Annotated in this window: 24 protein-coding genes; 16 read left to right on the forward strand and 8 right to left on the reverse strand. The window is 71.8% G+C overall.

The annotated features are described in order from the left end of the window. From ABEA93_RS37555 to ABEA93_RS37575, 5 genes are all read left to right on the forward strand, one after another. Complete coding sequence (locus ABEA93_RS37555; protein WP_345680454.1) at window positions 1–921, forward strand: amidohydrolase family protein; 921 nt, start codon at window positions 1–3, stop codon at window positions 919–921. A gap of 25 nt (window positions 922–946) precedes the next feature. Then, on the forward strand, window positions 947–2275 hold the full coding sequence (gene ligA / locus ABEA93_RS37560; RefSeq protein ID WP_345680455.1) for a protocatechuate 4,5-dioxygenase subunit alpha: 1329 nt from the start codon (window positions 947–949) through the stop codon (window positions 2273–2275). After that, window positions 2272–3246 (forward strand): Gfo/Idh/MocA family oxidoreductase, encoded by a 975-nt coding sequence (locus ABEA93_RS37565; RefSeq protein ID WP_345680456.1) that lies wholly within the window; start codon window positions 2272–2274, stop codon window positions 3244–3246. Before ligA ends, ABEA93_RS37565 begins: the two co-directional genes overlap by 4 nt. Continuing rightward, window positions 3243–4271, forward strand: coding sequence for an aldo/keto reductase (locus ABEA93_RS37570; protein ID WP_345680457.1), 1029 nt, complete (start codon window positions 3243–3245; stop codon window positions 4269–4271). Before ABEA93_RS37565 ends, ABEA93_RS37570 begins: the two co-directional genes overlap by 4 nt. 174 nt (window positions 4272–4445) lie before the next feature. Continuing rightward, window positions 4446–4859 (forward strand): VOC family protein, encoded by a 414-nt coding sequence (locus ABEA93_RS37575; protein WP_345680458.1) that lies wholly within the window; start codon window positions 4446–4448, stop codon window positions 4857–4859. Between the two features lie 85 nt (window positions 4860–4944). Here the strand turns inward: ABEA93_RS37575 and ABEA93_RS37580 are convergent, their stop codons facing one another. Together ABEA93_RS37580 and ABEA93_RS37585 are read right to left on the reverse strand one after the other, a co-directional pair. Beyond that, entirely contained in the window at window positions 4945–5430 is a 486-nt protein-coding gene (locus ABEA93_RS37580; protein WP_345680459.1) for a DinB family protein, read from the reverse strand. Between the two features lie 52 nt (window positions 5431–5482). Next, a complete protein-coding gene (locus tag ABEA93_RS37585) occupies window positions 5483–6136 on the reverse strand; it encodes an SAM-dependent methyltransferase (RefSeq protein WP_345680460.1) in 654 nt (217 codons plus the stop codon). A 111-nt stretch (window positions 6137–6247) separates the two neighbouring features. Here ABEA93_RS37585 and ABEA93_RS37590 point away from each other — a divergent pair, with 111 nt between their 5' ends. Beyond that, window positions 6248–6820 carry a helix-turn-helix domain-containing protein gene (locus tag ABEA93_RS37590; protein WP_345680461.1) on the forward strand — a complete coding sequence of 191 codons (573 nt, stop codon included), beginning with the start codon at window positions 6248–6250 and terminating at the stop codon, window positions 6818–6820. A gap of 45 nt (window positions 6821–6865) precedes the next feature. Here ABEA93_RS37590 and ABEA93_RS37595 read toward each other — a convergent pair whose 3' ends face one another. Then, window positions 6866–8110: a phytanoyl-CoA dioxygenase family protein gene (locus ABEA93_RS37595; RefSeq protein WP_345680462.1), complete on the reverse strand. Its 1245-nt coding sequence runs from the start codon at window positions 8108–8110 to the stop codon at window positions 6866–6868. A gap of 67 nt (window positions 8111–8177) precedes the next feature. Here ABEA93_RS37595 and ABEA93_RS37600 point away from each other — a divergent pair, with 67 nt between their 5' ends. Beyond that, complete coding sequence (locus ABEA93_RS37600) at window positions 8178–8900, forward strand: IclR family transcriptional regulator (protein WP_345680463.1); 723 nt, start codon at window positions 8178–8180, stop codon at window positions 8898–8900. Window positions 8901–9077: 177 nt separating this feature from the next. Here ABEA93_RS37600 and ABEA93_RS37605 read toward each other — a convergent pair whose 3' ends face one another. Both ABEA93_RS37605 and ABEA93_RS37610 read right to left on the reverse strand, forming a co-directional pair. Beyond that, window positions 9078–10679, reverse strand: a complete 1602-nt coding sequence (locus ABEA93_RS37605) for a sulfatase family protein (RefSeq protein WP_345680464.1) — start codon at window positions 10677–10679, stop codon at window positions 9078–9080. Between the two features lie 178 nt (window positions 10680–10857). Further along, entirely contained in the window at window positions 10858–11826 is a 969-nt protein-coding gene (locus ABEA93_RS37610; protein WP_345680465.1) for a YhjD/YihY/BrkB family envelope integrity protein, read from the reverse strand. Between the two features lie 578 nt (window positions 11827–12404). Here ABEA93_RS37610 and ABEA93_RS37615 point away from each other — a divergent pair. Then, a complete protein-coding gene (locus tag ABEA93_RS37615; protein WP_345680466.1) occupies window positions 12405–12869 on the forward strand; it encodes a hypothetical protein in 465 nt (154 codons plus the stop codon). Beyond that, window positions 12866–13165 carry a transcriptional regulator gene (locus ABEA93_RS37620; RefSeq protein WP_345680467.1) on the forward strand — a complete coding sequence of 100 codons (300 nt, stop codon included), beginning with the start codon at window positions 12866–12868 and terminating at the stop codon, window positions 13163–13165. The genes ABEA93_RS37615 and ABEA93_RS37620 overlap by 4 nt, the downstream gene beginning before the upstream one ends. Before the next feature lie 48 nt (window positions 13166–13213). On the opposite strand, the gene ABEA93_RS37625 is transcribed toward ABEA93_RS37620, so the two are convergent. Further along, on the reverse strand, window positions 13214–13696 hold the full coding sequence (locus ABEA93_RS37625) for an NUDIX hydrolase (RefSeq protein ID WP_345680468.1): 483 nt from the start codon (window positions 13694–13696) through the stop codon (window positions 13214–13216). Between the two features lie 329 nt (window positions 13697–14025). Between ABEA93_RS37625 and ABEA93_RS37630 the strand changes: the two genes are divergently transcribed. The 5 genes from ABEA93_RS37630 (at window position 14026) to ABEA93_RS37650 (ending at window position 19211) form a co-directional block, all read left to right on the forward strand. Continuing rightward, entirely contained in the window at window positions 14026–14211 is a 186-nt protein-coding gene (locus ABEA93_RS37630) for a hypothetical protein (RefSeq protein ID WP_345680470.1), read from the forward strand. Next, window positions 14208–15290, forward strand: coding sequence for an AI-2E family transporter (locus ABEA93_RS37635; RefSeq protein ID WP_345680471.1), 1083 nt, complete (start codon window positions 14208–14210; stop codon window positions 15288–15290). The genes ABEA93_RS37630 and ABEA93_RS37635 overlap by 4 nt, the downstream gene beginning before the upstream one ends. A 22-nt stretch (window positions 15291–15312) precedes the next feature. Next, window positions 15313–17205, forward strand: a complete 1893-nt coding sequence (locus ABEA93_RS37640; RefSeq protein ID WP_345680472.1) for an alkyl/aryl-sulfatase — start codon at window positions 15313–15315, stop codon at window positions 17203–17205. A gap of 109 nt (window positions 17206–17314) precedes the next feature. Beyond that, entirely contained in the window at window positions 17315–17641 is a 327-nt protein-coding gene (locus tag ABEA93_RS37645; RefSeq protein ID WP_345680473.1) for a VOC family protein, read from the forward strand. 211 nt (window positions 17642–17852) lie between these two features. After that, complete coding sequence (locus ABEA93_RS37650) at window positions 17853–19211, forward strand: phosphatase PAP2 family protein (protein ID WP_345680474.1); 1359 nt, start codon at window positions 17853–17855, stop codon at window positions 19209–19211. A gap of 96 nt (window positions 19212–19307) precedes the next feature. Here the strand turns inward: ABEA93_RS37650 and ABEA93_RS37655 are convergent, their stop codons facing one another. Beyond that, window positions 19308–20057, reverse strand: coding sequence for an IclR family transcriptional regulator (locus tag ABEA93_RS37655; RefSeq protein WP_345680475.1), 750 nt, complete (start codon window positions 20055–20057; stop codon window positions 19308–19310). An 84-nt stretch (window positions 20058–20141) separates the two neighbouring features. On the opposite strand from ABEA93_RS37655, the gene ABEA93_RS37660 reads away from it, so the two are divergent. After that, window positions 20142–21338 (forward strand): amidohydrolase family protein, encoded by a 1197-nt coding sequence (locus ABEA93_RS37660; RefSeq protein ID WP_345680476.1) that lies wholly within the window; start codon window positions 20142–20144, stop codon window positions 21336–21338. Between the two features lie 28 nt (window positions 21339–21366). After that, window positions 21367–22101: a class II aldolase/adducin family protein gene (locus tag ABEA93_RS37665; protein WP_345680477.1), complete on the forward strand. Its 735-nt coding sequence runs from the start codon at window positions 21367–21369 to the stop codon at window positions 22099–22101. 348 nt (window positions 22102–22449) lie between these two features. Here the strand turns inward: ABEA93_RS37665 and ABEA93_RS37670 are convergent, their stop codons facing one another. Beyond that, window positions 22450–23073: a hypothetical protein gene (locus ABEA93_RS37670; protein ID WP_345680478.1), complete on the reverse strand. Its 624-nt coding sequence runs from the start codon at window positions 23071–23073 to the stop codon at window positions 22450–22452. Between the last annotated feature and the right edge of the window lie 79 nt (window positions 23074–23152).

A 23152-nucleotide genomic window follows, 5' to 3' on the forward strand; every position in this document is an offset into this window, starting at 1 on the left:
ATGACCGACACGTTCGAGAAGACCCCCGGCTGGCTCGACTGGTACGCCGGCCCGAGCCGCCCGCGCTACGAGCTCCCCGAAGGGGCCGTCGATGCGCACTGCCACGTGTTCGGCCCCGGCGCGGAGTTCCCGTACGCCCCCGAGCGCAAGTACACCCCGTGCGACGCCTCCAAGGCGCAGCTCTTCGCGCTCCGCGACCACCTCGGCTTCACCCGCAACGTGGTCGTGCAGGCGACCTGCCACGGCGCCGACAACCGCGCCATGGTCGACGCCCTGAACGCATCCGGCGGCCTGGCCCGCGGCGTCGCCACGGTCAAGCCCGGCGTCTCCGACGAGGAGCTGCGCGAGCTGCACGAGGCCGGCGTCCGCGGCGTGCGGTTCAACTTCGTCAAGCGGCTCGTCGACGCGGCGCCGCGCGAGGACCTGTGGGACGTGGTCGAGCGGATCAAGCCGTACGGCTGGCACGTGGTCGTCTACTTCGAGGCCGCCGACCTCGCCGACCTGCGCGACTTCTTCCTCGGCATCCCGGTGCCGCTGGTCGTCGACCACATGGGCCGCCCGGACGTCGCGAAGGACCCGCACGGCCCCGAGTTCGAGGCATTCGTCGACTTCATGCGCGCCCGCCCGGACATCTGGTGCAAGGTCACCTGCCCGGAGCGCCTCTCGGAGAGCGGCCCGCGCGCCCTGGACGGCGAGCGGAACGCCTACCGCGACGTCGTGCCGTTCGCCCGCCGCATCGTCGAGGAGTTCCCCGACCGCGTGCTGTGGGGTACCGACTGGCCGCACCCCAACCTCAAGGACCACATGCCGGACGACGGCCTGCTGGTCGACTTCATCCCGCACATCGCCCCCACCCCGGAACTCCGGCGAAAGCTGCTCGTCGACAACCCGATGCGCCTGTACTGGCCGGACGCCGGCTGACCCCGGAACGATTGGAGCCGCCGCCATGGCATTGGACCGGACATACCGCCTGGTTCCGGGGACGACGATCTTCGACGCCGACCAGGCCGCGAAGGGATACCACCTCAACCAGTTCTGCATGTCGCTGATGAAGGCGGAGAACCGCGCCCGGTTCCTCGCCGACCAGCGCGCCTACCTGGACGAGTGGCCGCTGCGCGAGGAGCAGAAGCAGGCGCTGCTCGACCGCGACCTCAACGCCGCGATGCGCGAGGGCGGCAACATCTACTTCCTCGCGAAGTGGGGCGCCGCGCTGGGACTGTCGTTCCAGCAGATGGCCGGGTCGATGACCGGCATGACCGAGCAGGAGTACCGCGACATGATGGTCGGCGGCGGCCGCTCCCTCGAGGGCAACCGCATCGACCATGCCGTCCTCGACGCCGCGTACGCCGACCAGGCGCCGCCCGCCGAGCACGCCGTGATCACCGGTGCGGTGTTCACCTCGCACGTGCCCGCGATCGGCGCGGCACTCGACCACGGCAAGACCGAAGAGCCTTATTGGAAGCCGGTCTTCGCGGGATACGACTACGCCAAGCAGTGGGAGAAGGACGACCTCCCCGACGTGGTCTTCCTGGTCTACAACGACCACGCCACCGCGTTCGACTCGTCGATCATCCCCACGTTCGTACTCGGCACCGGCGCCGCCTACCCGACCGCCGACGAGGGCTACGGCCCCCGCCCGGTGCCCGGCATCGAAGGCGACCCCGGCCTGGCCGCGCACATCGCGCACTCGCTCATCCAGGACGACTTCGACCTGACGCTCGTCAACGAGATGCCGGTCGACCACGGCCTGACCGTGCCGCTGTCCCTCATGTTCGGCGACGTGGCGAAGTGGCCGGTCAAGGTCATCCCGTTCCACGTCAACGTCGTGCAGTACCCGGTGCCGTCCGGTGCCCGGTGCTTCAAGCTCGGCCAGGCGCTGCGCAAGGCCATCGAGTCCTACGACCGGCCGCTCAAGGTCCAGGTGTGGGGCACCGGCGGCATGAGCCACCAGCTCCAGGGCCCGCGCGCGGGTTTGATCAACCGCGAGTGGGACAACGCGTTCCTCGACAAGCTGATCGAGGACCCCGCGGGCCTGGCACAGGTGCCGCACCTGGAATACGTCGAGCAGGCGGGGTCGGAAGGCATCGAGCTCGTCATGTGGCTGATCGCGCGCGGCGCGATGAGCGACGTCGACGGCTCGGGCCAGGTCGAGGTCAAGCACCGCTTCTACCATGTGCCGGCGTCGAACACCGCCGTCGGCCATCTCGTTCTGGAAAACCAGCCCAGCCTGGAGAACCACCCGCGGGCCGTGGAGCCCGCCGAAGGAGTGTCATGACTGACGAGCAGACCGTCCGCATCGCCCTCGCCGGAGGCGGCGCGTTCGGCGCCAAGCACGCGGCCGCGCTCAAGCGGATCAAGGGCGTCGAGGTCGTCGCCGTCGTGAGCAGCACTCTGGAGAGCGCCGAGCGGTTCGCCGCCGAGCAGGGCGTCGGCCGCGGCGTCGCCACCCTCGACGAGGTGCTGGCGATGGACGACGTCGACGCCGTCATCCTCGCCACCCCCACCCAGATGCATGCCGCGCAGACCATCGCGTGCCTGGAAGCCGGCAAGCACGTCCAGGTGGAGATCCCGCTGGCCGACTCGCTCGCCGACGCCGAGGCCTGCCTGGAAGCCCAGCAGCGCACCGGCCTGGTCGCGATGGTCGGGCACACCCGCCGGTTCAACCCGAGCCACCAGTGGGTCAAGCGCCGCATCGAGGCGGGCGAGTACGGCATCCAGCAGATGGACGTCCAGACGTACTTCTTCCGCCGCAAGAACCTCAACGCGCTCGGGCAGCCGCGCTCCTGGACCGACCACCTGCTGTGGCACCACGCCGCGCACACCGTCGACCTGTTCGCCTACCAGACCGGGTCGCCGGTCGTGCAGGCCAACGCGATCCAGGGCCCGATCCACCCCGAGCTGGGCATCGCCATGGACATGTCGATCCAGCTGCGCGCGGAGAACGGCGCCATCTGCACCCTGTCGCTGTCCTTCAACAACGACGGGCCGCTCGGCACGTTCTTCCGCTACATCGGCGACACGGGCACCTACATCGCCCGCTACGACGACCTGTTCACCGGAAAGGACGAGCCGATCGACGTCAGCGGAGTCGACGTCTCGATGGACGGCATCGAACTCCAGGACCGCGAGTTCGTCGCCGCCATCCGCGAAGGCCGCGAGCCCAACTCGTCCATCGCGCAGGTGCTGCCCTGCTACCGCACGCTGGCCGCCCTCGAAGCGCAGCTCACCGCTGCCGCGACCGCGTGATCCCCGCCCCGGCGGCCGGTCCGGCCCGCACCCCGCGCCGGATCGGCCCCTTCGAGGTTCCCGCGATCGGGCTCGGCTGCATGAACGTCAGCCACGCCTACGGCACCGCCCCCTCCACGGAGGACGCCGAACGGCTGCTGCGCACGGCTGTGGCGGAGGGCGTCACGCTCTTCGACACCGCCGCGCTCTACGGCTTCGGCGCCAACGAGGAACTCGTCGGCCGCGTGCTGGCCGACCACCGGGACGCGGTCGTGCTGGCCAGCAAGTGCGGCATGACCGGCGTGAACGGGCAGCGCGTCATCGACGGCCGCCCCGACACCATCCGGCGCACCGCCGACGAGGCCCTGACCCGGCTCAAGACCGACGTCATCGACCTCTACTACCTGCACCGGTTCGACCGGCAGGTCCCGATCGAGGACAGCGTCGGCGCGATGACCGACCTGGTCGCGGCCGGGAAGGTGCGCACGCTCGGGCTCTCCGAGGTCTCCGCCGACACGCTGCGCAAGGCGCACGCCGTGCACCCGATCGCGGCCCTGCAGAACGAGTACAGCCTGTGGTCGCGCAACCCGGAGCAAGGCACGCTCGCCGCGGCGGCCGAACTAGGCGTCGCCCTCGTCGCGTTCAGCCCGCTCGCGCGCGGCTTCCTGACGGCCGCACCGCCGGACCCGGCGACGCTGCCGGAGAAGGACATCCGGCGGAACATGCCGCGGTTCGCCGCGGACAACTACGCCGCGAACCTGGAGCTGCACGCGCGGATCGCGGACATCGCCCGCGAGGCCGGCTGCACCCCCGCACAGCTCGCTCTCGCGTGGGTACTGTCGCGTGGCGAGCACGTCGTCGCCATCCCGGGCACGCGTTCGATCGCACATCTGCGCGAGAACATGGCCGTCCTGGAACTCGACGTGCCCGCGGCGGCACTGGAGGCGGCCGGGCAGGTGCTGAACGCGGAGACCGTGCGGGGGTCCCGCTACAACGACGCCACGCTGGCGGAGATCGACACGGAGCGCTGCGGCGCCGCCGGGTGACCTGGGGTGACCCGGGGTGACCTGGGCTTTTGTCGGCCCCGGGCAGGAGGTCCTCCTCCGGCCCGGGGCCGTTTCGCGTCCGCGGACGCAGTGATCAGGAATCGAGAAGCGCTGCCGTGGGCCCCATCCCTAGCGTGGTCCACGAAGGAACGAACACGACGCAAGGGGTACGGCATGAAGGCGAACGTCAGCGCGATCCTCCTGGGCGTCCGGGACATGGAGGCGTCCAAGCGCTTCTACACCGAAGGCCTCGGCTGGAAGATCGAGAACGACTACGGCATCTCGGTCTTCTTCGCCCCGGACGGCGGCACCCCCGTCGGCTTCTACGGCCGCGAAGGCCTCGCCGACCTGGTGGGCACCAGCCCCGAGGGCAACGGCTTCAGCGGGCTCGTCCTCACCTACGTGGTCCGCGAGCAGAAGCGGATCGACGAGGTCATGGAAGAGGCCGCGAAGGCCGGTGCCACGATCCTCAAGCCCGCCGCGGACCTGCAGTGGGGCGGCTACGGAGGCTCGTTCGCGGACCTCGACGGATACATCTGGAACCTCGGCTACAGCGCGCAGGGCGACAACCAGAACTACGCCGAGTAGCCCCGGAAACCGCGTTCGCCCGCCCCCCCACCCACGTGGTGCGCGGGGCCGGGCGCGCCGGTGAGGGCCGCCGCCCGCTCGACGGTCACCGGCCCGTGCTGCCGTCCGCGAGTTCGCGGAGGATGTCGGCGTGGCCGGCGTGGCGGCCGGTCTCCTCGATCAGGTGGGTGAGGGCCCACCGGACGCTCGGCCCGCTGCCCGTGCGGCCGGCGCGGGGGAGTGCGGCGCCGAGATCGGCATGGGTGTCGAGGACGGCGTTCGCGCGGGCGACGGTGTCCCGGTAGCGGGCGACGACCTCGGCCGCGCCGTCGTCCGGATCCGCGTGGAACGTCGCCTGCCAGTCGGCGACTTCGGCAGCGAGGAAGGTCGCGCTCTCGACCGCGGTCAGGTGGGTGAGCAGGCCGAGCAGGTTGGTGCCCGACGGGACGGCGGCGGTGCGGGCCTGCGGCTCCGGCGCGCCCTCGACCTTGCGGGCGATGGACGTGCGGAGGTAGTCGAGGAAGCCGCGGAGGACGTCGGCTTCGGTGTTCGCGGTGCGCGGCGGCGGGGCGTCGGTGCGACGGGTGGGCATGCGTTCTCCGGGGGCTCGGGTGCGGTCGCGTGGTCGGGGGAGGCAAGCCGCGTCAGGTGTTGCGGCGCAGCGCGATCACGTTGTCGGTGACGGTGGCCGTCTGTCCCTGCGGACCCGTGGCGGTACGCTGCGGCGCATCGCAGCGCTCGACCCGCCAGCCGTCGCCGAGCCGCAGCGACGCCAAGGTCTCGTCGGGGGTGGGGAAGCGGACCTCGTCCTCGGACCGCCAGGACCACGGCGCGAACGAGGCGTGCTCCACGATGAGCAGCAGGCCGTGCGGGGCCACCGCCCCGGCGGCGCGGCGCAGGACGGCGTCCCGCGGGATGTCGAGCGGCGTGTGGAAGTACGCTGCGCCGACCAGGTCGAACGTGCCCGCGGGGAAGGTCCGGGCCAGGTCGTGGGCGACAGGGTGCACGCGGTCCGCGACACCGGCGGCCCGCGCCCGCTCGGCGACCCGGTCGAGCGCGGTCGGCGCGACGTCGACCGCGGTCACGTCCCAGCCGCGGGCGGCCAGCCACAGCGCGTCGCCGCCGTGTCCGCAGCCGAGGTCCAGCGCGGTGCCGGGGGCTCCGGAGGCTCCGCGCGCTTCGGGGGCGAGTGCGGTGACGGCCTCGGCGACCACGGGGTTGGGATGGGTGCCCCAGGCGCCGTCGAGCCGTGCGTAGTGCTGCTCCCAGAAGGCGGCGGAGTCGGTGTCGGTGGGCATCGCGGAAGCCTCGTTTCGGGAGGTGGGCCGCCGATCGGCCCGCTGCCCCGAGACTGCGCCCCGCCGTGCCGCGGTTGCAAAGCTTCGTGCCGTTTCGGCAAGGTGGAGGGCATGGCGCACGCACGGAAGGACGTCCTGGACGCGGTCGGACCCCGCCTGCGCGAGCTGCGGCGGCGCCGCGGGATGACCCTCGCCGACCTGGCACGGCAGACCGGGATCAACGAGAGCACGCTGTCCCGGCTGGAAGGCGGCACCCGCAAGCCGACTCTCGAACTGCTGCTGCCGCTGTCCGAGGTGTACGCGGTCCCCCTCGACGACCTCGTGGGCGCGCCCCGCACCGGCGACCCGCGCCTCCACCTGCGCCCGGTGACCCAGGACGGCATGACGTACGTGCCGCTCAGCCGCCCCGGCGGCATCCAGGCGCACAAGCTCCTCATCCCGCCCCGGCCCGGCGCCGAGCCGGAGACGAAGACCCACGAGGGGTTCGAATGGGTCTACGTCCTCGCCGGGCGGCTGCGCCTGGTGCCGGGCGACCGGAGCCTGGTCCTCAAAGCGGGCGAGGCGGCGGAGTTCGACACGCACGTACCGCACTGGCTCGGCGCCGACGGCGACCGGCCCGTCGAACTCCTCGTCCTGTTCGGCCACCAGGGCGAGCGGGCCCACCTGAGGGCCCGCACTCCCTGAGCCGCACACGTGGCGTCCGGGCGCGTCGTCGGCTGGCGGACCGGGTCAGTGCGTCGTCGCGCGGGCGGAGATACGGCCGGTCTTGTCGGCGCGGAAGAGCGCGTCGTTGTAGTGGCAGCCGGACGGGATCCACGCGAAGGTCTTCTCTTCGGCGAACTTGTAGTACAGCGCGCGTCGTCCGGCGTCGGGGCCGGTCGGCGGCGGGGTGCTGTGCATGATGTCGCCGAAGTGCACGGTGAGGTCGCCGGGTTCGGTCTCGATCCGGACCACCGGCAGGTCGCCTTCGTCGCCCCACTTGAGCCAGTGGTTGACATGGCGGTGCGAGCCGGCCAGGACCATGAGCTGGCCGTTCTCCGGGTTGGCGTGGTCGAGTTGGATGCCCGCCTGAATCAGCGGGCACATCGCGGGGTGGCCGCCGATGCCGTCGTCGGTGTGCCAGCCGAGGTCGCCGTCGCCCTTGACGATGTGCGAGGACTTGACGAACACCATCGGCCCGTCGAGGCGGTCGTCGCAGACCCGGAATCCGGCACCGGCCAGCCGGGCGAACTCGGTCAGCCGCGGCTCGAAGCACAGTTCCTGGAGCAGCGGGGAAAAGCGGCCCAGGTAGTTGATCCGGGTGACCACCTCGTCGCCCGCCGCGTTGAGCGACCACCACGAGAAGCGGTCGCCGGGCGTGGTCCGCGTCCGTGCGTGTTCGACCTCCGCGCCGAACCGGGCGACCTCGTCGGCGCTGTAGACGCCCTTGACGTGCAGGAAGCCCGCGGTCAGGAGGAAGTGCCGCATCTCCTCGCGGTCGCCGTCGGCCGGGAAGCTGCGGTGCAGGTCGAGCGGCGCGCCGTCGCGGTCGACGAGGCTGTCCCGGACCGCGTTGGTGTAGATCGGCGTTCCGCTCAGCAGGGCCCGGGTGGCGGGCTCCCACCGCTTCCAGTCCTGGAGCGTGCCGCGGACGAGTTCCGCCCGGTCGGTGCGCACGCAGCCGCTCGCGGTGAGGAGTTCGTTCAGGTGATCGGAGAACGTGCGTTCGTCGAGTTCCACGAGGGCGCCCGCGCCCGCGTCGCCTTCGGCCACGGAGATCCCGTCCGGGCCGGCGATCCACGTGTACGTGGGGCCGTCCGGCAGGCGGAACGCCAGCGGCGGCACGCCCGCCAGGTCGGCGGCGACCAGAGCGCCCCGCTCGGCGTTCAGCGCGGGCAACTCCGCGGTGTGGAAGGCCCGGAACGAGCGCCGCGGGAAGGAGTCCGCGATCGCCTCGACCCAGGGAAGACCGGTGCCGGTGGTGTCGGCGCCCATGCTGACACTCCTCATCCGTGTTACTCTGTAACACGATTGTGTTTCTTTTTGATGCTAGGAGTGTCGGGTGTCCTCGGTCAAGGAAATCCAGTCGGTCAAGAACGCCTGCCTGCTCCTGGAGGAACTCGCCCGGCGGCAGCCGGCCGGAGTCAGCGATCTCGCGCGGAGCACCGGGATCGACAAGAGCGCCGTGCACCGCCTGGCGGTGACGTTGGGGTCCACGGGCTGGCTCCGGCGCACCGCGGACGGCCGCTGGTACTTCGCCCCCGGGCTCCTCGCCGTGCTGCGCGCGCCCGCCGCCGCGTCACTGGTCGACGCCGCGCGCCCGTTGATGGAGGCGGCGCGCGACGCGACCGGGGAGACCGCGATGCTGGTGGTCCCGGACGGTGACCGGCTGGTGATCGCCGACGCCGTCGAAAGCACGCACACCCTGCGGGTCGCAGTCCCCGTCGGCACCGAGATGCCGGCGAAGTCGAGTTCGGCGCTGCGGGCGATCGCGGCGCTGCTGCCCGCCGAATTGTTGCCGGCCTGGCGCCGCGTCGACCCCGGGCTCACCGACGGGGTCCTGCGGGCCACCCGGAGCCGCGGATGGGGCGCCAACGACAACGAGGTCACCGACGGCACCCGCGCGGTCGGTGCCGCCCTCTGCGGCGCCGGCGGAGTACCGGTCGGCGCACTCGTCGTGGTCGGCCCATCCACCCGGTTCCGCAAGGAACTCATGCCGGGTTACGGTGAGTTGGTTGCGCGAATCGCCGCCGATTGGGAGCAAATCCCCTCTGTCCAAGGATAGTTCGCGACCGTCGACAGCTGTCGGCCCGGCGGATTGCAACTCCGGCGCAACCCCGGGTGAACGGTTGGATTCGCGTGCGGGATCGCCGAGATAACCGCCAAGGCCGGCGGATTCCGCCGGGCCGCCGGGCCGCCCCGTCACCCGGCGTGGGGTGACCGGGGCGGACCCTCCGCAGGCTCAGGGCGCCGCGTCGGTACCGGCGCGGCGCCTCATGAGCGTCTCGATCATCGGGGCGAAGCCCGGCGAGGTGAGCCAACGGCCGCGCAGATCCGCCGGGAAGGTGACCTCGGGCGCGTGCCAGGACACCGGCACGGTGACGTGCGCGAGGTTGGCCTCCAGGCGTTCGGCGAGGTGGGCGCGGCCGGTGTCGCGGAGGTGGGCGGCGTAGGCGACCGGGTCGTTGTACTGCGGCCCGGTCTGCAGCGTGGACTGCATCGGGTCGGGGAGGCAGCCGGGGCGGCCCGCGTACTCGAAGATCCATTCGGCCAGGTGGGAGCGCATCCGCGCGGCGAGTTCGGGTTCGTCGGGGAGGAGGTCGCGGGTGAGGTGCGGGTCCTCGGTGACGTTGAAGAGCTGCTCCCACTCGGTGCTGAAGCAGCCGGGGTGGAACGTGCGGATGTACATGTGGTCGCGGGTGCGCACCGACCGCTGGTAGGTGTGCGCACCGTGGCTGAGCACCAGGTAGTCGCGCGACGGGATGGCCTCGCCGCGCACGGCGTCCGCGAACGACGTGCCCTGCCAGGCACGCGGGACGCCGAGGCCGAGCAGGTCGCACAGCGTCGGCGCGAGGTCGATGTTGTAGAGCAGCGCGTCGTTGCGGCGCGCCTCGTCGGGGAGTTCGTCGGTCACGCCGGGCCAGTAGAAGACCAGCGGGAGGCGGTGCGTCGGCTCGTTGGCGAGCCCGTGCTCGGCGTATGAGCCGTTCTCGCCGAACGACTCGCCGTGGTCGGCGCTGACGATGACGGCGGTCTCGTCCGCGATCCCCAGCTCTTCGAGAGTCGCCATGAGCCGGCCGAAGTAGTGGTCCCAGTAGGCGATCGCGCCGTCGAACCCGTTGATCAGGTGCTCGAACTCGGCGCGGTCGCGCACCGCGTCGGGCATGTTGTGGGGCACGGGGGACGAGGACCGCGGGCCGAAGCCGCTGTGCAGGTCGAGGGCGCTGTGCGGGCCGAAGGTCTCCGCCTTGTGGTGCTCGATGGTCTCCTGGTCCGGCCACGCGGGGGCGGGACCGGAAGCGGCCATGCGCTCGGTCCACTCGACGGGCTGGGTGTAGTCGGTGTGCGGCTCCCAGTAGGTGAGGTGGAGGTACCAGTCCTCTTCGTGCGCGTGGTCCCGCAGCCACTTGATCGCGGCACGGTTGACGTCCGGCGCCTCCTCGTCCCCCTGGTTCGCGGTCGCACGGATCGACTCGCGGAAGTTGGCGTGGAAGAAGTACGCCCGATGCCGCTCGGCGAACACCGACACCGCCGCGGTGTAGATCCCGGCGAGCCCCAGGTGCTGCCCGAGCATCGGACGGTCCGGATCCGCCATGTGCCCGCAGTCGAGCCGGAACTGCGCCGCGGCGCCGAAGTGGCCGATCACGCCGTTGGTGATGCCGAACTGCCCGCTGGTCAACGCCGTACGGGACGGCAGGCAGGGGGAGTCGGAGCAGTAGTAGCGGTCGAACACGACGGACTTGTCGGCGAGCGCTTGGAGGTGGGGGGTGGTGGGGCGGTGGTAGCCGTACGGGGTGGTGTGGTCCGCGCGGAGCGTGTCCACGTCGACGTAGATGATGCGCACGGGCGGAGTCTCCTTGACGCTTTCTATGTACCCAGGAATCTATAACTCGGGGCAAGAGTGCTTGCATTTGTTGAGAGAGTCAAGATTCTTGAGTACATAGCTGTGTATCCGAGTGCCGCACTCCGGCCGTCGGGTGCGGCGACGTGCAGGGCGCCGCCGCGGTGTGCCGGGGGAGAGGTCAGTCCGCGTTGGGTCCGTTGTCGGGGTGGGGTTCGTTGCCGTTGCCGTTGCCGTTGCCGTTGCCGCGGTGGCGGAGACGGGGGCCGGGGTGCTGTTCGCGGGCGGTGCGCCAGCGGGCGGCGCCTTGGGCGCGCAGTTCCCGCCACTGGCGGCGGACTTCGTCGTCCGGGGGGCGCTCGCCGCGTTGGATGCGGGCGAGTTCGTCGCGGATCTCGTGTCCCAGCGCGGCGGCGGCGACGAGCGCGACCATGGCGCAGAAGAGCGCGGACAGCATCGCGAAGACGGCGCCGATCGAGCCGTAGCGGTCGGCGTACGAGTCGAACAGGCGGGGCAGGTAGAGCGCGGCCACGATCGAGCCCCCGGCCGAGACCCCCGTGATGACCGAGCCGAACGGCAGCAGGTCGCGCCACGGGATCCGCTTGGCGGACAGGACCCAGCCGCCCCAGACGAAGAAGATGCCGGTCAGGGGAGCGCAGACGATCGAGGCGGCGACGTCGCCGCGGCCGGTTTCGATGAGGGCGTGCAGCCAGCCGTTGGCGGCGACGTAGGCGAGCAGGCCGGCGATCCAGGCGAGGCCGTTGCGGGTGTTGCGGACGCTGAGGGGGCGCAGGTCCCAGGTCCGTTCGAAGAGCCGCTGGACGGAGCGGGAGAAGCTGAGCAGCGAGATCACCAGGAAGGCGAGGCTGAACACGTCGCCGCCGGTCCCCGCGGTGTCGGTGGTGGCCAGCACGTCCTTGACGGCGGAGGCGCCGCCGCCGGTGAGGCCGTAGCGGTTGACGATGCGGTCGGCGAGGTCGGAGTTGCCGACGTGCGACAGCAGCGAGCCGATCAGGATCGCGCACGGGATCAAGGCGGTGAGGGCTGCGGACGCCAACGCCATCGCCCGGTCGAACCCGGCCACCCGCTGGAACCGGTTGGCGACCTGCAGGGTGAACGCCGGCCGCAACCAGAACGTCAACGACGCCACGACGGCATCGCGGTTGACCCTGGCCGTTGTTCCTCCCCCGATTGGTGGCGGTTGATGGTGGTTTGACGATAAGGGGAGGTGAGGGTGGGGGAGGGGTGCGACACGGCCGATGCGGTCCCGCCCCGGTGTCTCCGTGGCCGCGGCTCGTGGCCGGGACCCGCACCCTGTCCTGGAACATCACGGCTGAGCCGCCCACCCCCGCCCGCCCGAGCCGCTCGCCCCTGAGGCCGTGCGCTCCCGCCCGCGCCGTTTGAACGTGGTTTGCCGACGCAAGTCGGCGGGGGCGTGTGCGGCTGCCGCTTGGTCGCCGACCCGCGCGGCTCGGTCCCCCGATCCTCGAGCCCAACCCCCGTGTGCGGGCGGGACTGTCGGCGGCGTCCGACGGGGCTGTGTGCGGCTCTGCTGCCGCGTGGCGTCGGGGGCCGTGTGGTGGCCGTCGGCTTTGTCGCTCGTCCGGCAGGCCTGCGCCGGGCCCGGCCGCCCCCGCGCTGCCCCCGCCTCGCGAGCACTGCCCTTGACTTTCCCAGCAGGAAAGTGACACGCTTACTTTCCCAGCAGGAAAGTCAAAGGGGCGTCTCATGGACAACATTCCGGCCGATCAAGCTCGGGCCGCGCTCGATGTGGCCGAGCGGGCTCAGCAGCACGTTGCCGACGAAGTCGGACTGCCGCGGGGCTACTGGTGGGCGATGGCCGCGGGCTGGATCGTGCTGGGGGTGCTCGGCAGCGAGACCCCCGCCTGGGTCGCCGGTGCGGCGACCTTCGTGTTCGGCGCCGGCCACGCCGCGCTCGCGTCGCGGCTGCTCGACGGACGGCGGCGGACCGGCGGCGTGCAGGTCAGCGCCGCGGTCGCGGGGCGGCGGCTGCCGCTCGTGGTGATCGGCATGCTGGTCGTGCTCGTCGCGCTCACCGTGCTCGCCGGGCTGGCGCTCGACGCGGACGGCGCCGGCCACGCCGCGATCTGGGCGGCCGTGCTGGTCGCTTCGGTCATCGGCTTCGGCGGCCCGGAGATCCTCCGGGTGCTGCGCCGGTGGGTGCGGGCATGACCGACGCACGGTTCGACGAGCTGATCCACCCCAGCACCCGCCTGTCCCTCATGGCGACGCTGGCAGCGGCGGACTGGGCGGAGTTCGCGTTCCTCAAGGACCGGCTCGACCTGTCCGACTCCGCCCTCTCCAAGCAGCTCACGACCCTCGAAGAAGCCGGCTACATCGCCACCGAACGCCGGCTCAGCGGCACCCGCCGCAAGGTCCGCGCCCGGCTCACCGACACCGGCCGGACCGCCTTCGAAGGCCACATCGCCGCCCTGCAGGCCATCATCGCGGGCGCCGCAACACCCTGACCCGCGGCAACACCCGAGCCGCTCCGCCGATCGACACGGCGGGGCGGCTCAGCCGCGTGTCCCGCCCGTGAACACCGTCGGCCGTCCCGGGCCCAGCGCCAGTTCCAGGCAGTGCCGCGTGTACGCGTCCAGTGCCGGCACCTGCTCCGGTCGGAACCACCCCACGGCCAGGTTCTCGTCGTCGGCCGGCCGGGCGCTGCCGCCCACCGCGCGGCACCGGAAGACCAGGTCGAGGTACTGAGCCCGGTCGCCGTTGGGGTACTCGACCATGGGCGAGACCGACACCGCCACGAGCGCCTCCGGCTCGACCACGACGCCGGTCTCCTCCAGGACTTCGCGGACGACACCGTCCGCAGGCTCTTCGCCCGGATCGAGGATCCCGCCGATCAGCGCCCAGCAGCCGGTGTCGGCGCGCCGGCCGAGGAGCAGCCGCCCCCGGTCGTCCACGACCGCCGCGCTGGCCGCGGGCAGCCACAGCGGCAGACCGCCGACCAAGCCCCGCAGCTCGGCGACGAAAGGCGGGATCGGCATCGGAGCGCACCCCCAGGCGTGGCGAACCGTCGACAGGCCCAACGACACACCCAACCGGACGTTACGAACGGCGCGGCAGCAGCAGCGCCAAGCCGACTGCCGCTTGCCGCTTAGCCGCGCGCTGCCCGACCGTCTCGCGCCGGCGTGCCCCCTCCGCTCCTCGCGCCGCCGCCCTCCCCGCGCGTTCACCCACCCCCGCCGACAGCCTCCACGCCCGCCCACACCCCCCACCCGCGTTTGAATCGCCCCCTTTCCGGGTTTCCTTCCCGCATGGCTGACCGCGGTGGATCCGGCAGGTGCCGCCCGGCCCGTGCGGGCGGGGGTGTCTCGTGAGTCGGCCGACGGCCGGGCTGCCGTCCGAGGTGTGGCGGTTGGCTGCGTGGTGTGTGGTCGCGGCGTTGCCGGTCGTCTGTCCGCGGGCGGTCACCGCGCCGTTGGCGGTGGCGCTGCTCGGGTCCGCGCTGCTCTATCCGTTCCATCAGCGCCTCGTCCGGGCCTGCGGGTGTGCCCCGTGAGCCGGCCCGCGGACGGGCTGCCGCCCGGGGCTCGGCGGGTGGCCGCGTGGTGTGTGGTCGGGCTGTTGGTGGCCGCGGTGTTCGTGGCCATGGCGCTGCTGGTCGTCTATCTGCGGGCGGTTACCGCGCCGTTGGCGGTGGCCGTGCTCGGGTCCGCGCTGCTCTATCCGCTCCATCAGCGCCTGGTCCGCTGGCGGCTGCCGCGCTCCGCCGCGGCGGCGCTGACCTGCCTGGTGCTGGTCGTGCTCATCGTCGGAGTCGGCTGGATCCTCGTGCGGCTGATCGCGGACAGCGCGCCCAAGATCGGGCGCCAGCTCTCCGACGCCGCCGACCGGTTGCGCGAGCAGTACGGCTCCGCCGCCGACCCGGCCTCGCAAGCCGCCGACGGCATGCGCGCGTTCGGCGGCAAGCTCGCCTCCGCCCTCGCGTCCGGCGTGGTCGGCGGCGTCGGGATCGCGATCCAGCTCGCGACCGGCGGCATCCTCACCCTGGCGCTCACCTTCTTCCTGCTCCGCGACGCGCACAAGCTGCCCGCGTTCACCCGGGCGGTCGTCCCCGGCCGCTACACCGACCTGACCGTCAAGATCCTGCGCCGTGCGTTCCTCGCCGTCGCCGGGTTCATGCGCGGCACCACGCTGATCGCGCTCATCGACGCGTTGTTCATCGCGCTGGGGCTCGCGCTGCTCGGTGTGCCGCGGGCCGAAGGGCTGGCGGCGCTGGTCTTCGTCGGCGCGTACGTCCCCTATGTCGGCGCGTTCCTGTCCGGCCTGGTCGCGGTCCTCGTGGCGTTCGCCGACCAGGGGCTCGGCACCGCGTTGTGGGCGCTGGCCGTGGTCCTGGCCGTGCAGCAGATCGAGGGGAACTTCCTCCAGCCGGGTATCCAGAGCCGCACGGTGTCGCTGCATCCCGCGGTCGTCATGGTGTCGGTGGTCGCGGGCGGTGCGGTGCTCGGCGTGCTCGGCGCGATGCTGGCCGTGCCGGCGGTCGCCATGGTCACGTCGATCATCGCGTTGCTGCGCGAAGAGCGGGCCAAGCCGGACGGGCCGGAGAACGCAGGTGTGTCCGTGTGCGATACCTGACAAATGGTGCAAATCTATCGCCATGACTTCGACGCCCAAGCAACCCGAGCCCACCGTCGTCCGACAGCAGGCCGACGTACGCGACCGCCTGCCGTTCGGCGACACGCAGGACTTCGCCGACGCGACCCGCGGCCTGATCGCCCGTCGGGAACCGAACGCCGTGACCGCCGACGACGGAACGGTGGTGTGGGACAACGACACCTACGCGTTCCTCAAGGGCGATGCGCCCGACTCGGTGAACCCGAGCCTGTGGCGGCAGTCCCAGCTCGTCGCCGAACAGGGCCTGTTCGAGGTCGTCGAAGGCATCTACCAGGTCCGCGGCTTCGACCTGTCGAACGTCACGTTCGTCGAAGGCGACAGCGGTGTCGTCGTGATCGACCCGCTGCTGGGCACCGAGACCGCCGCCGCGGCACTCGCGCTCTACCGGCAGCACCGCGGCGAACGCCGGGTCACCGGCGTCGTCTACACCCACTCGCACGTCGACCACTTCGCCGGCGTCAAGGGCGTCACCACCCAGGACGACGTCGACGCCGGCCGCGTCCCGGTCCTCGCCCCTTCGGGCTTCCTCGAACACGCTGTCTCCGAGAACGTCTACGCGGGCACCGCCATGGGCCGCCGTGCCGCCTACATGTACGGCGCCGCCCTCGCCCGCGGGCCGCACGGCTCCGTCGGCGCCGGCCTCGGCCAGACGACCTCGACCGGCACCGTCACCCTCATCCCGCCGACGGTGGAGATCCACACCACCGGGCAGGAAGAGACCGTCGACGGCGTCCGCATGGTCTTCCAGATGGCGCCCGACACCGAGGCGCCGTCCGAGATGCTCATCTACTTCCCGGCCTTCCGGGCGCTGTGCACGGCCGAGGACGCCACCCACACCCTGCACAACCTGCTGACCCTGCGCGGCGCGGTCGTCCGCGACCCGCACTCGTGGGCGCACTACCTCACCGAAGCCATCGACCTGTTCGGCGACAAGACCGACGTCGCGTTCGCCTCGCACCACTGGCCGACCTGGGGGCAGGAACGCGTCGTGCAGTTCCTCGGCATCCAGCGCGACCTCTACGCCTACCTGCACGACCAGACCCTGCGCCTCATCAACAAGGGCTGGACCGGCACCGAGATCGCCGAGCACCTGCAACTCCCGCCCGCGCTGGAGAACGCCTGGAGCACGCACGGCTACTACGGCTCGGTCAGCCACAACCTCAAGGCGATCTACCAGCGCTACATGGGCTGGTTCGACGGCAACCCCGCCCACCTGTGGCAGCACACCCCCGTCGAGCAGGGCAAGCGCTACGTCGACTTCATGGGCGGCGCCGACGCCGTCGTCGCCAAAGCCCGCGAGTCGTTCGCGGCGGGCGACTACCGCTGGGTCGCCGAAGTGCTCGGCCACGTCGTGTTCGCCCAGCCCGACCACGCCGCCGCACGCGACCTGCTGGCCGACACCTTCGAGCAGCTGGGCTACGGCGCCGAGAACGGCACCTGGCGCAACTTCTACCTGTCCGGGACGACCGAGCTGCGCGACGGACAGTTCGGCACCCCGACGGTGGCCGCCGCTCCGGACGTCATCGCGAACCTCAGCCCGAGGATGCTGTTCGACGCCATCGCCGTCCAGGTCGACGGGCCCAAGGCGTGGAACGAGAACCTCAGCATCGACATCGCCCTCACCGACACCGGCGACCGCTACCGGCTGCGCCTCGCCAACGGCGCGCTCACATACAGCGGCGCGCCGCAGAAGGGCGACGCCGACGTCACCCTGACCGCCACCGCCAAGTCCCTTCCCGTGCTGGCCTCCGGCCAGGTCACCCCCGAGACGTTGGCCGAGGCCGGCATCCGGGTCGACGGCGACGCGTCCGTGCTCGGCACCCTCGCCGCGGTGCTCGACCCGGGCGACCCGGACTTCCCGATCGTCACGCCGTGACGCGTCACGCCACGACACCCGCGATACCCATGACATCCGCGACGCCCGTGACGCCCGTGACGCCCACGGCGCCCGCCGCATCCACGACACCCCACCGAGAGGACCCTTCGTGACCGCCATCCGCAGCGTCGTGATCCCCGTCGCCGACCTGGGCGCCGCCAAAGCCGTCTACACCGCGCTGTACGGCGACCCGCACACCGACGAGGCCTACTACGTCGGTTACTCGGTCGACGGATTCGAGGTCGGTCTGAACCCGCACGGCGACGCGGCCGAGGGGCCGGTCGTCTTCACCGACGTCGACGACCTCGACGCGGTCCGCACCCGGCTCCTCGCCGCGGGCGCCGTCGAGCGCTCCGCGCCGCGCGAGGTCGCGCCGGGCGTCCGGGTCTGCACGCTGTCCGACCCGAACGGCAACGCCTTCGGCCTGCGCGGCTGACACCCTTCCTTCGCCGGACCGCCGATCCCCGGGATCGGCGGTCCGGCGAATCCGTCCGCCGAGGGAAAAACCACCGCGGCGCTCCGATAGCATGATCGACTCATGCCGATTGCCTGGAGCGCCGTTCTTCGCGGGGAGACCGTGAAATTCGCGACGAAAGGCGATCTATTCCATAAAAGCGAACAAATCGAACACATCGGCCAAGTGATTGATGTCCAAAACATTGCGAACGTTCTCGCGAATAGGCCGCGGAAGCGCCGCCGCGGTGCGGCGTAACCCGCGGTCGATTCTGTGGATCGCGGTCGCCGCGGGGGTCGTCGGATTCCTCGTCGCCCTGGAAATCGCCGCCCGTCATTACGGCGACGCGGGCCCGGTGACCAACCAGGCCCGAGAAGTGGTCCTCGCGCCCGATTCGGGGCCGCTGCTCTATGCCGGCCTGGCCCTGATGATGGTCGTGCTGACCTGGCGGCAGCGCTTCTGGACGGCCGGCCTCGCGGTCGGGATCGACGTCGTCTTCTGGCTCGTGCGCCTGGCCGTCGGCGCCGACATGAATTTCGGCAACGGCGCGATGTGGGTGATCATCGGCTGGGTAGTCGTCGCGCTCACCCGCCGCACCGGCAACGAACGCATGCTGCTGCTCAAGGGCGCCGGGCTGGGGATGCTGCTGATCGCCGGGCACAAGACCGGCGACACATGGCTGCTCATCACCTCGAAGACGCGCCCCGACGTGCTCGACCCGTACGTGGCGACCGCCGACCACGCGCTCGGCGACCCGTCGTGGCTGGTCGGCCAGGCGGTGGACGCGAGCGGACCGGTCGGCACCCACCTCCTCAACGGCGTCTACGGCCAGTTGCCGCTCGCCGCCGCCCTCATCGCGCTGTACCAGCTGCGCAATGTGGCGGCCGAGCGGCGGTTCCCGGCCCACCACATGGTGCGCACGTTCCTGACGATCGGCCTGCTCGGCCCCGCGGTCTACATGATCTTCCCGGTGGTCGGCCCGGTGTTCGCGTACGGAGCCGACGGCGGGCAGTGGGCGGTGGCGAACGTGTGGCCGGACGTCGTCCCCGCGATCGGCACGCCGCACCCGATTCCGTTCGACGAAATCACCCCGCGCAACTGCATGCCGAGCCTGCACACCGCCTGGGCGACGACGCTGTTCATCCATTCCCGGCACGGCTCGCGGTTCTTCCGGATCGCCGGCGGGTTCTGGTTGGTCGCCACGCTCACCGCGACGCTCGGCTTCGGCTACCACTACGGCGCGGACCTGCTGGCCGGCGCGGTGTTCGCGCTCACCGTCGAAGCGGCGATGCGTTCGTTCGCCCGCGGCTGGGACCTCTCCAGCTACCGGCTCATCGGCTACGGCTCGGTGGTGTTCGTCGCGCTGCTCGTGTCGTACCGCTTCATCCCCGTGCAGATGGCCGACCACCCGTGGGTGTTCGGACCGCTGCTCCTGCTGCTCACCGCGTCCGTGGTCTACCTCTACATGCGGACGACCAAGGCGTGGGAGCAGCCCGACGAGCCCGCTGCCCCGGTGGAGCGGCAGGAATCGCAGCAGCTCCTGCCCGCCTGATCCGGACGGGTGCGGTCCGGCCGCACCCGATCGCAGCGCCCCGCGGCCGCTGCCCCTCGCGCCTCGTGCGCGGCAAGGGGCGGCGGCCGCAGCCGTTCATCCGACGTTGCCGAACGCGTCGTCGTCGCGGAATTCGCCGAGGCGGTGCGCCGCCGCCACGGTCAGCGAGCCCGCGCGTGTGTAGACCTCCGCGCCGAACCGGCCGCTCGGACCGCTCACCACCAGCGCCGCCACCGGCCGCCCGCCGGCGTCGCGCACCGCCGCGCCCACGCTCGTCGCGCTGCTGTCCACCGCGCCCGCGTTGAGCGACCAGCCGCGGTTCCGGGTGTCCGCGAGTTCCCGGCGGAACACCGCGTCGTCCGGATCGAGGCCGGTCAACTCCCAGTCCGCTTCGGGCGCCGCCGCGCACAGCGCGAGTCCGGCCGCGCTGGTGGCCGGCGGGAACAGCAGCCCCACGCGCGGCGCCGTCCGCACCAACTCCGGGCTCTCCGCCACATCCACCGCGACGATCCGCCCCGAGTCGGGCACCGCCAGGATCGCCGTCTCGCCGGTCGCATCGCGGAGCGCCTCCAGCACCGGCCGGGCGCGCGCGAGCAGCCCGTCGCGCCGCCGCGCCTGCGCCGCCACCACGAGCGGGCGCGTGGTGAGTTCCCAGCGGGTGGGCGCGCCACCAGGGGCGGGGCGGATCCAACCCGACGCGTGCAGCGTCACCAGTACGCGCTGCAGCGCGCTCTTGTCCTCGCCGGTGGCGCGGGCGAGTTCGGCGACGCCCACCGGCTGGTGCGCGGCGACCGCCTCGATCACGTCGAGGGCGCGCGCGAGCGTCTGCAGGGGCTTGACTGCCACAGGGGGTGCTCCTACGGTGGGAATCACTATACAACACAGTATATCGCATAGCGATACACGCTGGCGCGACGCATGGGAGCCGTAGTGACCGTTCTCGACCCGGACCTGTTCCTCCCCGACCCGGAGCCCGCCGACGTGCGGTACACGGTGATCTCGGTCGACGACCACGTCGTCGAACCGCCGCACCTCTTCTCCACCTACCTGCCCGCGGCGCTGCGCGACGGCGGCCCCAAGGTCGTGGCGAACGCCAAGGGCGCCGAGGTCTGGGAGTTCGAAGGCACGATCTACTCGCAGGTCGGCATGAACGCCATCGCCGGGCGCCGCCGCGAGACCATGGGCCTCGAACCCGTGCGCTTCGACCAGATGCGGCCCGGCTGCTACGACGTCCACGCCCGCATCAAGGACATGGACCTGGGCGGCATATGGGCGTCCCTCAACTTCCCGTCCCAGATCACCGGATTCTGCGGCCGCGTCTTCGCCCACGCCAAGGACGCCGAAGTCGGCAAGGCCTGCGTGCGCGCCTGGAACGACTGGCTGTACGAGGAGTGGTACCGGCAGTACCCCGAGCGGATCATCCCCGGCGGCATCGTCTACCTCACCGACCCGGCCGAAGCCGTCCGGGAGATCGAGCGCAACGCCGCCCGCGGCTTCACCTCCGTCACCTTCCCCGAGCGCCCGCACGCCATCGGCCTGCCGTCGCTGTGGGAACGCGCGCACTGGGAGCCCATCGTGCGCGCCTGCGCCGAGACCGGCACCGTCATCTCGCTGCACGTCGGCAGCTCCGGCATGCACCCCACACCCGCCGGAGCCCCCGCGCTCCAGCTCGGCGCCACCATGTTCGGGCAGCTCTCGCTCGGCGCGTGCAGCGAATGGCTGTGGTCCGGCTACCCCGTGCAGTTCCCGGACCTGAAGATCGCCATGAGCGAAGGCGGCATCGGCTGGGTCCCGATGCTCATCGACCGGCTCGACAACATCATCGACCGCTCCGGCTACGGCCTCGGCTGGGACGACCGCCCCGCCGACGTGCTGCGCCGCAACTTCTGGTTCTGCACGCTGGACGACCCGTCGACGATCGCGCTGCGGCACGTCATCGGCGTCGAGAACATCATGCTGGAAACGGACTACCCGCACGGCGACGGCACATGGCCGGACACCCAGGACGTCATCGCCGACGTGTGGCGCGACATTCCGCCCGCCGAACTGCGCGCCATGTGCAGCGAGAACGCGGCGAAGCTCTACCGCCACCCGCTGCCCGCGACCGTCCTGCCGCTCGACGCCTGATCCCGCCGCGATCCACCGGAGTCCTCACATGACCTTCACCCCGACCGCCGACCGCCTGATCCCGGACCTCACGCCCGCCCAGCAGATCGTGGTCCTCGCCCGCACCCTGTGGCGCGAGGGCTACAACGACCACCTCGCGGGCCACATCACCGTCAACCTCGGCGACGGCACCCTGCTGTGCAACCCGTGGCTGCTGACGTGGCAGGAGATCCGTCCGCGGGACATCATCCGCATCGACCTCGAAGGCCGCGTCGTGGAAGGCGACTGGCCGGTGCCGCTGGGCATCCCGCTGCACCTCGAACTCCACAAGGCCCGGCCCGACGTGCAGGTCGCCCTGCACAGCCACCCGCGGTTCGGCACCGTGTGGGCCGACATGGGCGAGGTGCCGCCCGGCTACGACCAGAGCTCCGTCCTCGGCGGCGGCGACCTGGTGCTCGTCGACGAGTACGGCGGCGCCGTGAACAACGCCGAATCGGCCCGCGACGCCGTCAAGGCGATGGGCGACGCCGACCTCGCGCTGCTCGCCGGACACGGCGTCTTCGTCGTCGCGTCCACGGTCCGCGCCGCCCACCAGCGCGCCGTCGCCTTGGAAACCCGCTGCCGCAACGCCTGGATGGTGCGCGCCGCCGACGGCCGCCGCACCACCCCGCTGCCCGACTCCTGGCTGGACCGCAGCCGCCGCAGCGACGGCGACGGCTTCATCGGCTTCTGGGAGGCCTCGGTCCGCGAGGAACTCCGCGCCGACCCGGGGCTCCTGGACTGAGACAGCGCGCGGGGGCATCTCTCGGACGAGAGGTGCCCCCTTTTCCTTCGCGTGGCCGCCCTGCGCGCGAGGCTGTCCCGGATGGAGCGCTCCATCTCCTCGAAGGTCATCCGGGCGAGCGCCCGCGCCCGCCTTCGCGCCCTTCCGCCGGTTCGTGTCCGGCTTGGTCAGCATGGCCTCCATGTGCCGGCGGCGTAAGCGGAAGGGCTGATGCCCGTGCTGTCGACATATCTTTCGGCGTCGACCGAACGGGCTGCCGGACCGGCTCCGTCGGCGGGCGGCCAACCGTGAAGCCCGTGAAATGCGCGGTTCACCAGGGGAGTCCGCGGAGTGGTGGAAACGGCGGCGTCAGGCGTCCGGGCGGGCCATCGCCACCAGTTCGTACTCCTCCATGGCCACCAATCGGACCTTCGTCACCTTCAGGCTCTCGCCGCGGACCGCGGCTTGGGCCGCGCGGGAGGCGGCCATCGCCGTACGGTCGCGGAAGAGGGTGCCGACGAGGGCGCAGCCGGCCTCGGCGTTCATGAAGAGCGTCGCGCCGACCAGGCCGTCGATGGCCTCCAGCTTCGGGCGGCCGACGCCGACGAAGGTGTCGGCGAAGTGCTCGGCTTCGGAGGGGTCGAACTCCAGGCGGCCCATGCGCATTCCGGCGCCCGGGCCGAGCTGCGGGGCAGGGGTGTAGGACACCGCCTCCCACTCCTCGGTGGCCACCGTCGCCGCGAACGGCGCCAGCAGCGCCCGTCGCCGGTCGCCCAGCTGCCGGTCGCCGGCCGCGCGGGCATGGTCGCTGTCCCACCACGAGCCGATGAGGATCTTGCCGAGGTCGCGGTCGGCGAACAGGCCGAAGCGGCGGAAGCCGGCCTGGGCCTGCAGGAGCCCGGGGGCCTCGCTGCGCAGTCCGTCGAGGGCGGCGTCGATCCGGGCGGGGTCGCCGGTGGCGTACGTGGTGCGCACGTACATGGGGTCCTGCATGGTTCGTCCCTCTCTCGTCCCGCTCCGGGGCGGCGGGCCGGCGCCGATGGCTTTCCGTTCCATCGGACGCCGGGGAACC

The sequence above is a fragment of the Yinghuangia aomiensis genome (genome assembly GCF_039542225.1).
Taxonomy (GTDB): domain Bacteria; phylum Actinomycetota; class Actinomycetes; order Streptomycetales; family Streptomycetaceae; genus Yinghuangia; species Yinghuangia aomiensis.